Consider the following 13,334-nt stretch of genomic DNA (forward strand, 5'->3'; position numbering starts at 1 on the left):
AGCGACCGGCGGGTAACCGGCCCACCGGAATGGCGTGGGAGTGCGTGCGACTGGGAACCTCACCCCCGTGAAGTCCTACCGATGCCGCGTCTGCGACAACCCCCTCTACTTCGAGAACTCCGTCTGCGTGTCGTGCGGGACGGCCCTCGGGTTCTCGCGCGACGAGCGGTCGATCGTGCCGGTCGACGAGACCGGGAGGTACGTCGACGCGTCCGGCGCGATCTGGTGGGTCTGCGCCAACCTGAACCTCTCCGGCTGCACCTGGCTGGCACCCGTCCACGGCGGCACCTGCTTCGCCTGCGACCTGACCCGCACCCGGCCGGCCGACGACGACCTCGAGGGGCTCGAGCAGTTCCGGCTCGCGGAGCAGGCCAAGCGGCACCTCGTCGTGGAGCTCGACACCCTCGGCTTCCCGGTGGTGGGCAAGGCGACCGACCCCGAGAACGGGCTGGCCTTCGACCTGCTCAGCACCACCGAGCGCTCGAGCGAGGACAACGTGGTGATCGGCCACGAGGACGGCCTGATCACCATCGACCTGGCCGAGAGCGACGCCGCCTACCGGGAGAAGGTCCGCGCCCAGCTGGCCGAGCCCTACCGCACCATGCTCGGACACTTCCGCCACGAGGTCGGTCACTACTACGAGTGGCAGCTGGTGCGCGGCGAGGAACGCATGGCGCGCTGTCGCGAGCTCTTCGGCGACGAGTCGAAGGACTACCAGGCCGAGATCGACCGGCACTACTCCGAGGGACCGCCGGTCGGGTGGGAGGACGAGTACATCTCGACCTACGCCACCATGCACCCGTTCGAGGACTTCGCCGAGACCTGGGCGCACTACCTGCACATCTGCGACACCATCGAGACCGCCGGCGAGTTCGGGCTGGCGACGGTCGCGCCCGTCACCGCCTTCAGCAGCTTCCGCGACGTCGTCGTCGGCGTGTGGGTGCCGCTGTCGGTCGCGCTCAACATGATCAACCGCAGCATGGGCAAGGACGACCTCTACCCGTTCGTCATCCCGCCGGCGGTCGTCGACAAGCTCGCCTTCGTGGCGTCGCTCGCCCCGTCCGAGGACGGCACCTCCGGCCAGCTGTCCGGTACCTGAGGGCGAGGCCGGCGGGCGTCCGGCCGACCAGGCTGGACGCCATGAGCACCCACCACGCCCCGTCGCCCGTCCTGTCGCCCGCCCGGCCCGCCGCGCCGTCGTACGTCGGTCCGTCGACGCCCGTCGTGCTCGCGGTCGCCGTCGCCGTCGGTCTGGCGCTCGGGGTCGTCGACCTCTGGTGGTCCACCTCGCACCCGTCGGCGTGGTCCTCGGTCGCGAACTCGTGCGCGGGCTGGGCCGCCTGCGCCTTCGCCCTGGGTGCGGTGCTCCGGGTCGACACCCTGCGCGCGGCGGTGGCAGCGGTCGTGATGCTGGCGGTCGCGGTGGAGGCGTACTACGCGGCCGAGGTGGTCCTGTGGGGCAGCGACCGCTGGATCCTGACCTCGCCGGTCGCCACGGAGTGGCTGGTCCTCGCGGGCATCTCCGGGGCGATCTACGGCGCGGCCGGCGCCTGGGCCGCCGGTGGCTCGTGGGTCCGCGCGGTGGTCGGCCTGGCGGTCGGCGTCTCGCTGCTGCTCGGCGACGCCTGGCAGCTCGTCGGGCGCGACGGGGTCGGCGGCGGGGTCGGCGGCGAGCCGCGGGTGCTGGTCCTGCTGGCGCTGGTGATGCTCGCCGCGTCGCTGCGCCGGCCGTGGGTCACGATCCCGGCGCTGGTCCTCAGTCTGCCGCTCAGCCTCGTGGTCGCCGCCGCGTTCGTGTCCACGGGCGTCTCCATCTGACGAGGAGTCGTTGAGCGTTCACCTAGGCTGGGCGGCATGAGCGACTCGGGCGACACCGCGGCGTACGTCTCCTCCGGCGAGTTCAAGCGCGACTCGACGTACATCCCGGACCGCATCACGCGGGAGGGTCGGACGCCCGAGCACGGCCCGGTCGACGGCGACCTGTGGCCGGTGGAGCCCGGCCGCTACCGGCTCGTCGCCGCCAAGGCGTGCCCGTGGGCGACCCGCGCGATCATCGTGCGCCAGCTGCTCGGCCTCGAGGACGTCATCTCCCTCGGCACGCCCGGCCCGACCCACGACGAGCGCAGCTGGACCTTCGACCTCGACCCCGGCGGCGTCGACCCGGTGCTCGGCATCGAGCGGATCCAGCAGGCCTACCTCGCCCGCTTCCCCGACTACTCGCGCGGCATCACGGTCCCGGCGATCGTGGACGTGCCGAGCGGCCAGGTCGTCACCAACGACTTCCCGTGGATCACCCACGACTTCTTCTTCGAGTGGCGCGAGCACCACCGCGCGGACGCACCCGACCTGTGGCCGGCCGACCTCTGCGACGAGATGGAGGAGGTCATGCAGCGCGTCTACACCGAGGTCAACAACGGCGTGTACCGCGCCGGCTTCGCCGGGTCGCAGGAGGCGTACGACGCGGCGTACGACCGGCTCTGGGTCGCCCTCGACTGGCTCGAGGAGCGCCTCTCGACCCGGCGCTACCTGATGGGCGACGCGATCACCGAGGCGGACGTGCGGCTGTGGACCACGCTCGCGCGGTTCGACGCCGTCTACCACGGACATTTCAAGTGCAACCGGCAGAAGCTCACCGAGATGCCGAACCTGTGGGGCTACGCGCGCGAGCTCTACGCGCTGCCGGCCTTCGGTGGCAACACCGACTTCGACCAGATCAAGACGCACTACTACGTCGTGCACAAGGACCTGAACCCCACGCAGGTCGTGCCGCAGGGCCCCGATCCCGCGGTCTGGCTGCAGCCCCACGGTCGGGGCTGAGCCTCTCTAGGCTGGCCGCATGGGACACGGGCACGACCACGGGCACGCGGCCGGACGCGCGGAGGACCGCGCCCGCCTGCGCTGGGTGCTCGGCGTCACCGTGGTCGTCCTGGTCTTCGAGGTCGTCGGCGCCTTCGTCACCGGATCGCTCGCGCTGCTCGCCGACGCCGGGCACATGGCCACCGACGCGGCCGCCGTGGTGCTCGCGCTCGGGGCGTCGTACGTCGCCTCCCGGCCGGGCGGACCGCGCTCCACCTTCGGCCTGCACCGCGCCGAGATCCTCGCCGCGCTGGTCAACGCCGTGGTGCTGCTCGCGGTCTGCGGCTACCTCGCGTACGCCGGGATCACCCGCCTCGCCGACCCGACCTCGGTCGACGCCGGCCCGATGATCGCCTTCGCCGCGGTCGGCCTGGTCGCCAACGCCGTCTCGCTGGCCATCCTCAACCGCTCCGACACCGGCTCTCTCAACCTCCGCGGCGCGGCCAACGAGGTGCTCGCCGACCTGGTCGGCTCGATCCTCGCCGTGCTCGCGGGCGTCGTCATCCTGCTGTGGGGCTGGGAGCGCGCCGACTCGATCGCCTCGCTGGTGATCGCGGTGCTGATCCTGCCGCGCTCCCTCGTGCTGCTGCGCGAGTCGGCGTCGGTGCTGCTCGAGATCGCCCCGGCCGGCATGGACCTGGAGGACGTCCGCCGCCACCTGATGGAGATGCCCGGCGTCGTCGATGTCCACGACCTGCACGCCTGGACCATCACCAGCGGCATGCCCAGCCTCTCCGCGCACGTCACCGTGACGCAGGAGGCCCTCGACGCCGACGGTGTGGGCGGCATCCTGGACCGGCTCGCCGGCTGCACGGCCGAGCACTTCGACGTACGCCACTCGACGTTCCAGGTCGAGCCGGTGACCCACCAGGACCACGAGGACCTGGGCGAGCTGCACTGAGCCGTGAGGGGTAGTCCCTGACGGAATGGTCCTCGATCGGGTCCCCGGAGGGCCGAAACGTCAGGGACTACCCCGACCGTTGGGCCGCCAGCCTTACGTGGGTGCCGGCCGAGCCGTAGCCGTCGTACCCGCCGCGGCGCTCGAGCACCTCGACGTGGAAGCCGGGGGAGAGCGGAGCGGTGAAGGCGTGCAGGAGCTCGCCGTCGCCCGCGCGGTCGTAGAGCAGGCCGTGCTCGCGCAGGTCGGCGAGCAGGTCGGGCGCGAGGGCGAAGCGGGCGCCGAGGTCGGCGTAGTAGTTGTCGGGGACCGGCATCAGCCGTACGTCGGCGGCGCGGAGCGCCCGCACCGTGGCCCGTACGTCCGGGCTGGCGAGCGCGACCTGTGTGAGGCCGGAGCCCCCGGCGCGCTCCGACTCCTCGACGTTCACGACCATCCGCAGCGAGCCGTGGCGGGGGCGGAAGGCGCGGCTTCGCAGGCGGCCGTGCGGCTCCATGAACTCCTCGGCCGTCCCGGCGTCGAGGGCGAGCAGCGTACGCAGGAACGAGACCTCCTCGTTGAGCAGGAGGTCGGGGACGGCGACCACCACGTGGTCGATCCCGAGGAGGTCCCCGCGGTCGGTGGCGTCGGCGGGCTCGAAGTCGCCCTGCCAGTCGTCGGCCTCCCCCGGGCGGTCGCTGACGAAGACGTGCAGGCCCGAGGGCGAGGTGATGCCCGGCAGCAGGGCCTCGCCCGAGCCGCGGGTGCGGTCGACGGCCGGCCACAGCAGCGCCTTCGCGCGCTCGGCGACCCCGGACACCGGCGCGGCGACGACGCCCAGCGCCGGGTCGGTGACCGCGCCGTCGTTGACGACGACGTGCGCCTCGCCGTTGCGCCACCAGGTCACCGGCTTGCTGCGGTGCTGACCGGCGGGCGCGAAGCCGAGGGCCGTCAGCAGCGGAGGTACGGCGGGGGACCCGGGCAGCTCGAGGAACGCCGGGTCGACCGCGTCCGGGGCGGGCGGGATGCCGGTCGCGCCCAGCTGCTCCTCGAGGAAGACCAGGGACCGCATCGCGTCCCGCGCCGTCACCGCCGGGTCGGCCTCCCGGACGACGTCGCTGAAGACCTCGAGCGAGACCGGTCCGGCGTACCCGGTGGCGAGCGTCGCGGCGACCACGCCCGCGACATCGAGGGTGCCCTCGCCCGGGAAGCACCGGAAGTGCCGGCTCCACTCGAGCACGTCCATGTCGAGCAGCGGGGCGTCGGCGACCTGGAGGAAGCCGATCCGCTCGCCCGGCACCCCGGCCAGCGCAGACCCGTCGTCCCCGCGCGCGAGCAGGTGGAACGTGTCGACGGCGAGGGTCACGGCCGGGTGGTCGGCGCGTCGTACGACGTCCCACGCCTGGCCGACCCGGCTGACGTGACGGCCCCAGGCCAGCGCCTCGTAGGCGATCGTGACGCCCTGGTCGGCCGCGAGGTCGCCGAGCGCGTGCAGCTGGGCCGCGCTGAGGTCGGGGTCGTCGACCGTGTCGGCGCCGACGTTGGAGCAGCAGAGGACCGTGGAGGCACCGAGGTCGGCCATCACCGCCAGCTTGGCGCGGAACCGGTGCAGCACCGCGTCGAACCGCTCGGGCGGGACGCCCTCGACGTCGCGCACCGGTTGGAAGAGGTCGATGGACAGGCCCAGGTCCGCGCAGCGAGCGGCGACCTCGCGCGGCGACAGCGGCGAGGCGACCAGGTCGTTGTCGAAGATCTCCAGGCCGTCGAAGCCGGCTGCGGCGATCGCGTCGAGCTTGTCGGCCAGGACGCCGCTGAGGGAGACGGTCGCGATCCCCCTCCTCATGGGCGCGTCAGCTCCGCGAAGTGCTGCGACATCCGGTCCGCGTCGGCCTCCCGGCCGGTGAAGTACTCGAAGGCCCCGACGGCCTGGTGCACCGCCATCCCGCCGCCCGGTACGACGCGGCAGCCGCGCGCGCGGGCGGTGCGGACGAGCTCGGTGTCGAGCGGGAAGTAGACGACGTCGGAGACCCAGAGGTCGGGTCGCAGCAGGCTCTCGGCCACGGACGAGCCGGGGTGGCCGTGCATCCCGACCGGGGTCGCGTTGACGACACCCTGGGCGCCCTCGAGCGCGCGGGCCAGGTCGGTGACGGGGGTGACCCGGTCGTCGCCGTACCTCTTGGCGAGCCGGATCGCGCAGGCCTCGGCCCGCTCGGGGTCGCTGTCGAGCACGGCGACGTGCTCGGCGCCCTGGTCGAGCAGCCCGTAACCGACCGCGACCCCGGCCCCGCCCGCTCCGACGACGACCGCTCGGTCGTGGACCGCGTCGGGCAGCGCGGCGCGGAAGGCGGCGCCGTACCCGGACCAGTCGGTGTTGCGGCCCAGCCGGCGACCGTCCTGGAAGACCACGGTGTTGACCGCGCCGAGGTCGGCCGCGTCGTCGGAGAGGTCGTCGAGCAGCGGCAGCACCGCCTGCTTGAACGGGTGCGTGACGTTGAGGCCGTCGAAGCCCAGCCGCTCCGCCCAGTCGAGGAGGGCGGGGAGATCGTCGGCGCCGAGGCCGAGCCGGCCGGCGTCGATGATCCGGTAGCTGACCTGGAGCCCCGACTCGCGCCCCTCGCGCTCCTGCATGGCGGGGGTGAGCGAGGCGGAGATGCCCTCGCCGACCAGGCCCAGGACGAAGGACGTGCTCATGCGTGCACCGGGACCGACGGGGTGGTCCGGGTGGCCGGCGCCGGTCGGACGCCGATCTCGCGGGTGGGGATCCGGTGGGTGCCGCTCGGGCCGGTCAGCACGGCGATCGCGGAGACCACGCAGGCGCCTGCCGCGAAGAGCGCGACCTTGTACCAGTTGTCGGCGTCGCCTCCCATCAGCGCGCCGGCGATGGTGGGGGTGAAGCCCGCGAGGGCGAAGCCGAACTGGGTGCCGATCGCCATGCCGGACAGGCGGACGCTGGTCGGGAAGTACTCGGCGTACGTCGCCGGCCAGACGGCGTTGGGCATCGAGTAGACGACGCCGGCCAGGGCCACGCCGAGCACGAACATCAGGGCCACCTGGCCGTGGGCGATCGCGCCGAGGAAGGCGACGACGAGGACGGCGCTGCCGAGCAGGCCGGTGACGAAGACGGGCTTGCGGCCGATCCGGTCCGAGAGTCGCGCCCAGAACGGGATCACGGCGATGGCGACCAGGTTGGCGACGATGGCGAGCCAGAGCATCGTGTCCTTGCTGATGCCGATGTCGTAGTCGTCGGAGGTCGCGAAGTTGAGGGCGAAGACCGCGAACATCGTGTTGACCGTGGCGATGAAGGCCGCGAAGAACACCCGGACCACCGCGTGCCAGTGGTCGTGGAAGAGGCAGGCCAGCGGCGCACGCGGGGTGCTGTCGGTCTGGCTCTCGGCCTGGAACTCCGGGGTCTCCTCGAGCCGGCGGCGGATCACCAGGCCCGCCACGACGACCACCGCGCTGATCCAGAACGGGATCCGCCAGCCCCACGACTGCAGCTGCGCGTCCGACAGCACCGCCGCGAGGGGCAGGAACACCGCCGGCGCCAGGATCTGGCCGCCCTGGGTGCCGCTGAGGGTGAAGCTCGTGAAGAAGCCGCGACGGTCGTCGGGGGAGTGCTCGAAGGACATCGAGTTGGCCCCGGCCTGCTCACCGGCGGCGGAGAGTCCCTGGAGGATGCGCAGGGCGACCAGCAGGACCGGCGCGAGGATGCCGACCGAGTGGTACGTCGGGAGGCAGCCGACCAGGAAGGTCGAGACGCCCATCAGCAGGATCGTGCCGATCATGACCTTCTTGCGCCCGAGCCGGTCGCCGATGTGGCCGAGGACGAACGAGCCGATCGGACGGGCGACGTACGCGACGCCGAAGGTGGCGAACGCGGCGACGGTCGCGGCCGTGTGGTTGCCCTCGGGGAAGAAGATGTCGGGGAAGACCAGCGCGGCGGCGGTGCCGTAGATCGCGAAGTCGTAGTACTCGAGCGCGCTGCCGAACCAGGCCGCGACGGCGGCCCTGCCCGGGGTGCGGGTCGGCTCGGTGGCCGTGGTCGGTGTCGTCATGTCGTCGAGGCTGAGGTGGCGGGCGTCACATGGCAAGCGTTTGCCATTTCTTGCCATGATGGTGGGGTGCCTCCTCGCAAGCGTGCCACGATCACCGACGTCGCGGCCGCGGCCGGTGTCGCCGCGTCGACCGTCTCGCGCGCCTTCACCCGTCCCGACCGGGTCAACCACGCCACCCGCGAGCACGTGCTCGAGGTCGCCGCGGAGCTCGGCTACGCCCCCAACCCGGCCGCCCGAGCGCTCGAGTCGGGCCGCACGAACACCCTCGCCCTGCTGGTCCCCGACATCACCAACCCCTACTTCGCCGGCGTCATCAAGGGTGCCGAGCGCGCGTCGGCCGCGGCCGGGCTGACGCTCGTGCTGGGCGACACCCAGGAGAACCCCGCGACCGAGGAGCAGCTGATCCGCCGCCTCGGTCCCGCCGTCGACGGGTTCGTGCTCAGCGCCTCGAGGCTGCCCGACGACGAGCTGCGCCGCGCCGCGGAGCTCAACCCGATCGCGCTGGTCAACCGGGCGACGCCGGGGCTGGCGTGCGTGGTCGCCGACTTCGACACCGGGACCCGGCAGATCGTCGACCACCTCGAGTCGCTCGGCCACGAGTCGCTGGTCTTCCTCGGCGGCCCTCCCGAGTCGTGGTCCGGTGCGCGGCGGTGGGCCGGGCTCCGCGCGGCCGCCGAGGCGCGAGGCATGGGGGCCACCCGGTTCGGCCCCTACACGCCGACCCTCGGCGGCGGCCCGGCCGCCGCGGACGCCGTGGTGGGCGCCCGGGCGACGGCCGTCGTCGCGCACAACGACATGCTCGCGATCGGGGTGATGATCCGCCTCGCCGAGCGTGGCGTCGCGGTGCCGGACGAGGTGAGCGTGGTGGGCTTCGACAACATCGTGGGCTCCGACTTCTGCAGCCCGACGCTCACCACGCTCGCCGAGCGCACCGAGGACGCCGGAGCGCGGGCCGTCGAGGCCGTGGTGGCGCAGGTCGTCAAACGGACCGAGGACCCGCCGACGCGGGTGCTGCCGACCCAGCTCGTCGTACGCCGGTCCACCGGCGCCGCGCGCGGCTGAACGAGAAGGGAGCCGGCCAGCTCCCCCGCGACCGGCCGACTCCACCCGGTGGCCATGTCACACGACGAGGGGCCGGTCCGTCATGTTCGTTGCAGGTTCCTGCAACCCGCCGCCGTCACGGGACCTCCTGCAGCCGGGCGAGCCGCATCGCCGCCGCGAACCGGGACTTCACCCCGAGGGCCGCCAGGATGGCCGCGATCTCGGAGCGCACGGTCCTCACGCTGACGCCGAGGGAGGCGGCGATCGCGTCGTCGCCGAGGTCGGAGGCGAGCAGGGCGATCACCTGCCGCTGCCGCTTCGTGAGGGCGTCGAGGTCGGAGATGCCCGCGTCCTCGACCGGGATCGCCGACGCGACGATGGCGTCCCAGTAGCGCCAGGCCGCATCCATGTAGGGGGCGGAGTGCATCGCCATCAGGCTGACCGAGCCGTCGATGGACGGTCCTTCGAGGAGCACGAAGCGGCGGTCGATGATCTTCATCTGCACGGGAGCCCGGCCGAAGAGGTAGTCGCCGATCGGCTCGTTGGCGAGCAGCAGCCGCGCACCCGCGTCGAGACCGTAGTAGTCGAACACGCTGACCATCCGGAGTCCGGCCTCGAGCAGGGCTCGGTTGGTGGGGAGGCTCGCGCGGAGCTGGGTCAACGACCCGGTCGGTCGCACCGACAGGTTCTCCTGCCAGGTCTTCCCGGTCGTGAACAGCCAGTCCTGGATGGTCGCGAAGCCGACCGCCACGACCTCGCCGCCGACGAGCTCACCGCGCGCAGCCTGGGCCGCCGCCTCGCTGCGGCGTACCTGCAGGTTGGCGGCAGCGTCGAGGACGGCCTGGATCGCGTCCGGACTCATCCGCGTCATCGGCCCCAGCCCGACCCCGGTCGGCAGGTCGTGCGGCTCCACGTGATCCCCCGTCTGCTCCCGAGTACTCGGGGGCCAAGTCTCGGTTCCGATGTGTCTCCTGGCAACCACGCGTCCCACGCGTCACAGATGCCGGCCGGCCACGTAGCCTCGAACCGTGACCACCGCGGCCCCTCCGACCATCGCCTTGGACGACCGGTTCGCGCGGACGGTTCCCGAGCTCGCGGTGCCGTGGCCGGCCGAGCCGGCGCTCGCGCCGGCGTTGCTCGCCCTGAACGAGCCGCTGGCCGCCGAGCTCGGCCTCGACGCCGCAGCGCTCCGCACCCCGGCCGGCCTCGGCCTGCTGACCGGCGTCGTCCTCCCGGACGGCGCGCACCCGGTGGCCCAGGCCTACGCCGGGCACCAGTTCGGCGGGTTCAACCCGCGGCTCGGCGACGGCCGCGCGCTCCTGCTCGGGGAGCTCGTCGACCGCGACGGCCGGGTCCGCGACCTGCACCTCAAGGGCTCCGGGCGCACGCCGTTCGCCCGCGGCGGCGACGGCCGCGCGGCCGTCGGCCCGATGCTGCGCGAGTACGTCGTCAGCGAGGCGATGCACGCCCTCGGCATCCCGACGACCCGGGCGCTCGCCGTGGTGGCGACCGGGCGTGGTGTCCAGCGGGAGGTCGTCCTGCCCGGTGCCGTCCTGGCGCGGGTCGCGAGCAGCCACCTGCGGGTCGGCAGCTTCCAGCTCGTCGCGGCCCAGGGCGATCCCGACCTGACCCGGCGACTGGCGGACCTCGCGATCGAACGGCACCACCCTGACGCCGCGGCGGCGGAGGCGCCGTACCTCGCGCTCCTCGACGCGGTGGTCGCGGCCCAGGCGAGCCTCGTCGCGCAGTGGATGCTCGTGGGCTTCGTGCACGGCGTCCTGAACACCGACAACGTCACGATCTCCGGCGAGACCATCGACTACGGCCCGTGCGCGTTCATGGAGGCCTTCGACCCGGCGACCGTCTTCAGCTCGATCGACGAGGGTGGGCGCTACGCCTACGGCAACCAGCCCGCCGTCACCCAGTGGAACCTGGCCCGGCTCGCCGAGTCGCTGCTGCCGCTCCTCGGCGACGACCAGGACCGGGCCGTGGAGCTGGCCACCGCTTCCCTGGGCGCGTACGCCGAGCGCTACCGCGCCGCCTGGTCGAGCGGGATGCGGTCGAAGCTCGGGCTGCCCCCAGGCCTGGACGAGTCGGTCGCGGCGCCGTTGATCGAGGACCTGCTGGCCCTGATGCAGTCTGCTCGCGTCGACCTGACGACGTTCTTCCGTGCGCTGGGCCGGGCCGCCCGCGGCGATGCCGAGCCGGCCCGGAGCCTGGTGCTCGACCTGCCGGCCTTCGACGACTGGCTCGAGCGGTGGCGCGCGACCGGTCCCGACGGCGACGCGATGGATCGGGTCAACCCCGTCTACCTGCCGCGCAACCACCTGGTCGAGGCCGCCCTGAGCGCCGCGAGCGCCGGTGACCTCGCACCGTTCGACGAGCTGCTCGCCGTCGTGCGTGCGCCGTACGACGAGCGGCCCGGCCTCGAGGCCTACGCCGATCCGGCCCCGGCGGACGTCAGCGCGGGGTACCGGACCTTCTGCGGGACCTGAGCGGGATCAGGCGGCGTCGGCCTCGGCGGCCTCCTTGAGGTTCACCAGGGTCTGCTCGATGCCCTTCTGGTGCCGCTTCGGGTAGCCCATCGCACCGAGGACCCAGCGGTTGAGCCCGTTGCAGTGGGTCAGGTCCCACGTCTCGGTGACGACGGTCCCACCGGCCTGGGGCGTGAGCTCGTAGCGCCAGCGGTGCGCCCCGACGTGCCGCCACGCGATCAGGCGGCCGTCCTCGAACTCCACGACCCGGTTCTTGATCCGGTACGGCGCGCCCATCTTCATGTCCATGCCGAACTGCGAGCCGAGCTCGAGCCGGTCGGGACCGGAGAGGGAGCCGCGCACGGTGCCGGAGCCGTCGATGCGGGCGTGCTGGCGCGGGTCCGCGAGGATCGCGAAGATCGTCTCGGGTGGCGCGGCGATCGTCGTGCTGGCGGACACGTTGGAAGCACTCATGCCCCGAACAGTAGAGGTCGGGGCATGAGCGCTCGGGATCATCAGGACGCGGCGTAGCCGCCGTCGACCAGGTGGTAGCTGCCGGTCACGAACGTGGCGGCGTCCGACGCGAGGAAGGCGACCAGGGCGGCGACCTCGTCCGGGGTGCCGAGCCGGCCCGCGGCGTGCTTGGCCGCCAGTGCCTGCTGGGCTGCGTCGTCGAGGTTGGCGTCGACGAGCGGCGTGTGGATGAAGCCGGGTCCGACCGCGGTCACGCGGACCCGCCGGTCGCCGTACTCGATGGCCGCGTTCTTGGTCAGGCCGAGCAGGCCGTGCTTGGCGGTGACGTACGCCGAGGAGCCGGCGATGCCGACCGAGCCCAGGACGGACGCCATGTTGATGACGGCGCCGCCACCGTTCGCCGCGATCGCGGGGAGCTGGGCGCGCAGGCCGTAGAAGACCGCGTTGAGGTTCACCTCGATGACGCTGCGCCAGCTGTCCACGGGGTACTCGCCGACCGGCGCGTTCGCCCCACCGATCCCGGCGTTGTTGACAGCGATCCGCAACGGCGCGAGCGCGTTGGCGGCGTCGACGGCCTGCTGGGCGACCTCGGGGTCGGCGACGTCGCCGACGAAGGCCTGTGCGGTGCCGCCCGCCGCGACGATCTCCGCCACGACTGCTTCGGCGGCGTCCGGCTTGAGCTCGGCGACCAGCACGGCGGCACCGTTGGCGGCGAGCAGGCGCGCGACGGCGCGGCCGATGCCCGATCCCCCTCCGGTGACGATCGCGGACCTCTCGGAGACGTCGTAGGTGGCCATGGTTCTCATCCCTTCTCACGTTGTCCGACATTTGTCGGATATTGACGTAACCGACAACCGTCGGTTTGCATTCCCTCATGGACGCACGGCAGCGGCGCAGCCAGGAACGCCTGTACGCCGCGATCGTCGAGCTCGCCGAGCACACCCCCGTGGATGCGCTCTCGGTGACGACGGTGGCCGAGACGGCGGGCGTGCACCGCTCGACCTTCTACGAGCACGCGGCCTCGCCCGGCGACCTGCTCCGGGCGGCGCTGTCCGCGGAGCTCGACGAGATCCGGACGCGACACCTGGGCGAGCCCGGGCTCGACCTGGCGGAGGCGCTGCGCCGCACGACGTACGGCGTCGCTGAGCACCTCCGGTCCCACGCCGCGGCCTATCGCAGAGGACTGGCGCCGGACGCCGGGTCGGGGAGCCTGGTCACGATGCTCGCGGAGCACTTCCTCGCCTCGAGCCGGATGCTCCGGGACGACGGTCGTCTCCGGCTCGACCTGTCCGTGCCGCGGCTCGCCGACCACGTGACGGTCGACGCCGCCCTCGGGTTCGTCGCCTTCGGGACGGTGGGAGCCGCCCGAGCCTGGCTGGAGGACGGGCGGCGGCGTGATCCGTCGACCTTCCTGGCGCTCGACCAGGCGCTCCTGCCCGCGTGGTGGAGCGCTCCCGCTGGTCCGTCCTGACAGGTCGGGGCCGCCCTGATTGGCGGTGGCGACGATGTGCCGGGTACTTTTGCGGTGCACGATGTGCTCCGGGTCACAGGGCCGCA

General features: G+C 72.9%; 13 protein-coding genes. 7 read left to right on the plus strand and 6 right to left on the minus strand.

From position 1 onward, the window contains the following. Positions 1 to 67: 67 nt before the first annotated feature. From ASC77_RS17655 to ASC77_RS17670, 4 genes are read left to right on the plus strand one after another with little or no spacing between them, the layout of a single operon-like run. Complete coding sequence (locus ASC77_RS17655; RefSeq protein WP_056155945.1) at positions 68 to 1,099, plus strand: putative zinc-binding metallopeptidase; 1,032 nt, start codon at positions 68 to 70, stop codon at positions 1,097 to 1,099. A gap of 41 nt (positions 1,100 to 1,140) precedes the next feature. Then, positions 1,141 to 1,818 (plus strand): DUF6518 family protein, encoded by a 678-nt coding sequence (locus ASC77_RS17660; protein ID WP_056155947.1) that lies wholly within the window; start codon positions 1,141 to 1,143, stop codon positions 1,816 to 1,818. 36 nt (positions 1,819 to 1,854) lie between these two features. Continuing rightward, positions 1,855 to 2,817 carry a glutathione S-transferase family protein gene (locus tag ASC77_RS17665; protein WP_056155950.1) on the plus strand — a complete coding sequence of 321 codons (963 nt, stop codon included), beginning with the start codon at positions 1,855 to 1,857 and terminating at the stop codon, positions 2,815 to 2,817. 19 nt (positions 2,818 to 2,836) lie between these two features. Beyond that, a complete protein-coding gene (locus ASC77_RS17670) occupies positions 2,837 to 3,757 on the plus strand; it encodes a cation diffusion facilitator family transporter (protein ID WP_056155954.1) in 921 nt (306 codons plus the stop codon). 67 nt (positions 3,758 to 3,824) lie between these two features. Here the strand turns inward: ASC77_RS17670 and ASC77_RS17675 are convergent, their stop codons facing one another. From ASC77_RS17675 to ASC77_RS17685, 3 genes are read right to left on the minus strand one after another with little or no spacing between them, the layout of a single operon-like run. Beyond that, positions 3,825 to 5,576, minus strand: coding sequence for a sugar phosphate isomerase/epimerase and 4-hydroxyphenylpyruvate domain-containing protein (locus tag ASC77_RS17675; protein WP_056155956.1), 1,752 nt, complete (start codon positions 5,574 to 5,576; stop codon positions 3,825 to 3,827). After that, a complete protein-coding gene (locus ASC77_RS17680) occupies positions 5,573 to 6,424 on the minus strand; it encodes a shikimate dehydrogenase (protein ID WP_056155959.1) in 852 nt (283 codons plus the stop codon). Before ASC77_RS17680 ends, ASC77_RS17675 begins: the two co-directional genes overlap by 4 nt. Continuing rightward, a complete protein-coding gene (locus ASC77_RS17685; protein ID WP_056155962.1) occupies positions 6,421 to 7,788 on the minus strand; it encodes an MFS transporter in 1,368 nt (455 codons plus the stop codon). The genes ASC77_RS17680 and ASC77_RS17685 overlap by 4 nt, the downstream gene beginning before the upstream one ends. Before the next feature lie 66 nt (positions 7,789 to 7,854). Between ASC77_RS17685 and ASC77_RS17690 the strand changes: the two genes are divergently transcribed. Continuing rightward, the gene (locus ASC77_RS17690; RefSeq protein ID WP_056155965.1) at positions 7,855 to 8,850 is read left to right on the plus strand and encodes a LacI family DNA-binding transcriptional regulator; all 996 of its coding nucleotides are present in this window, start codon (positions 7,855 to 7,857) and stop codon (positions 8,848 to 8,850) included. Between the two features lie 115 nt (positions 8,851 to 8,965). On the opposite strand, the gene ASC77_RS17695 is transcribed toward ASC77_RS17690, so the two are convergent. Then, a complete protein-coding gene (locus ASC77_RS17695) occupies positions 8,966 to 9,742 on the minus strand; it encodes a helix-turn-helix transcriptional regulator (RefSeq protein ID WP_056155969.1) in 777 nt (258 codons plus the stop codon). Between the two features lie 115 nt (positions 9,743 to 9,857). On the opposite strand from ASC77_RS17695, the gene ASC77_RS17700 reads away from it, so the two are divergent. Beyond that, positions 9,858 to 11,324 carry a protein adenylyltransferase SelO gene (locus ASC77_RS17700; protein WP_056155972.1) on the plus strand — a complete coding sequence of 489 codons (1,467 nt, stop codon included), beginning with the start codon at positions 9,858 to 9,860 and terminating at the stop codon, positions 11,322 to 11,324. Positions 11,325 to 11,330: 6 nt separating this feature from the next. Here ASC77_RS17700 and ASC77_RS17705 read toward each other — a convergent pair whose 3' ends face one another. Both ASC77_RS17705 and ASC77_RS17710 read right to left on the minus strand, forming a co-directional pair. Further along, a complete protein-coding gene (locus tag ASC77_RS17705; protein WP_056155976.1) occupies positions 11,331 to 11,777 on the minus strand; it encodes an SRPBCC family protein in 447 nt (148 codons plus the stop codon). A gap of 41 nt (positions 11,778 to 11,818) precedes the next feature. Further along, positions 11,819 to 12,574, minus strand: a complete 756-nt coding sequence (locus ASC77_RS17710; RefSeq protein WP_056155979.1) for an SDR family NAD(P)-dependent oxidoreductase — start codon at positions 12,572 to 12,574, stop codon at positions 11,819 to 11,821. A 77-nt stretch (positions 12,575 to 12,651) separates the two neighbouring features. Between ASC77_RS17710 and ASC77_RS17715 the strand changes: the two genes are divergently transcribed. Then, positions 12,652 to 13,248: a TetR/AcrR family transcriptional regulator gene (locus ASC77_RS17715; RefSeq protein ID WP_056155981.1), complete on the plus strand. Its 597-nt coding sequence runs from the start codon at positions 12,652 to 12,654 to the stop codon at positions 13,246 to 13,248. Positions 13,249 to 13,334 lie beyond the last annotated feature (86 nt).

Source organism: Nocardioides sp. Root1257, assembly GCF_001425175.1.
Taxonomy (GTDB): domain Bacteria; phylum Actinomycetota; class Actinomycetes; order Propionibacteriales; family Nocardioidaceae; genus Nocardioides.

What these genes read in the sequence shown, in the direction of transcription:
- ASC77_RS17660 (WP_056155947.1), top strand. Translation starts at nt 1,141, where the DNA reads ATGAGCACCCACCACGCCCCGTCGCCCGTCCTGTCGCCCGCCCGGCCC.
- ASC77_RS17670 (WP_056155954.1), top strand. Translation starts at nt 2,837, where the DNA reads ATGGGACACGGGCACGACCACGGGCACGCGGCCGGACGCGCGGAGGAC.
- ASC77_RS17705 (WP_056155976.1), bottom strand. Translation starts at nt 11,777, where the DNA reads ATGAGTGCTTCCAACGTGTCCGCCAGCACGACGATCGCCGCGCCACCC.
- ASC77_RS17675 (WP_056155956.1), bottom strand. Translation starts at nt 5,576, where the DNA reads ATGAGGAGGGGGATCGCGACCGTCTCCCTCAGCGGCGTCCTGGCCGAC.
- ASC77_RS17665 (WP_056155950.1), top strand. Translation starts at nt 1,855, where the DNA reads ATGAGCGACTCGGGCGACACCGCGGCGTACGTCTCCTCCGGCGAGTTC.
- ASC77_RS17710 (WP_056155979.1), bottom strand. Translation starts at nt 12,574, where the DNA reads ATGGCCACCTACGACGTCTCCGAGAGGTCCGCGATCGTCACCGGAGGG.
- ASC77_RS17715 (WP_056155981.1), top strand. Translation starts at nt 12,652, where the DNA reads ATGGACGCACGGCAGCGGCGCAGCCAGGAACGCCTGTACGCCGCGATC.
- ASC77_RS17685 (WP_056155962.1), bottom strand. Translation starts at nt 7,788, where the DNA reads ATGACGACACCGACCACGGCCACCGAGCCGACCCGCACCCCGGGCAGG.
- ASC77_RS17680 (WP_056155959.1), bottom strand. Translation starts at nt 6,424, where the DNA reads ATGAGCACGTCCTTCGTCCTGGGCCTGGTCGGCGAGGGCATCTCCGCC.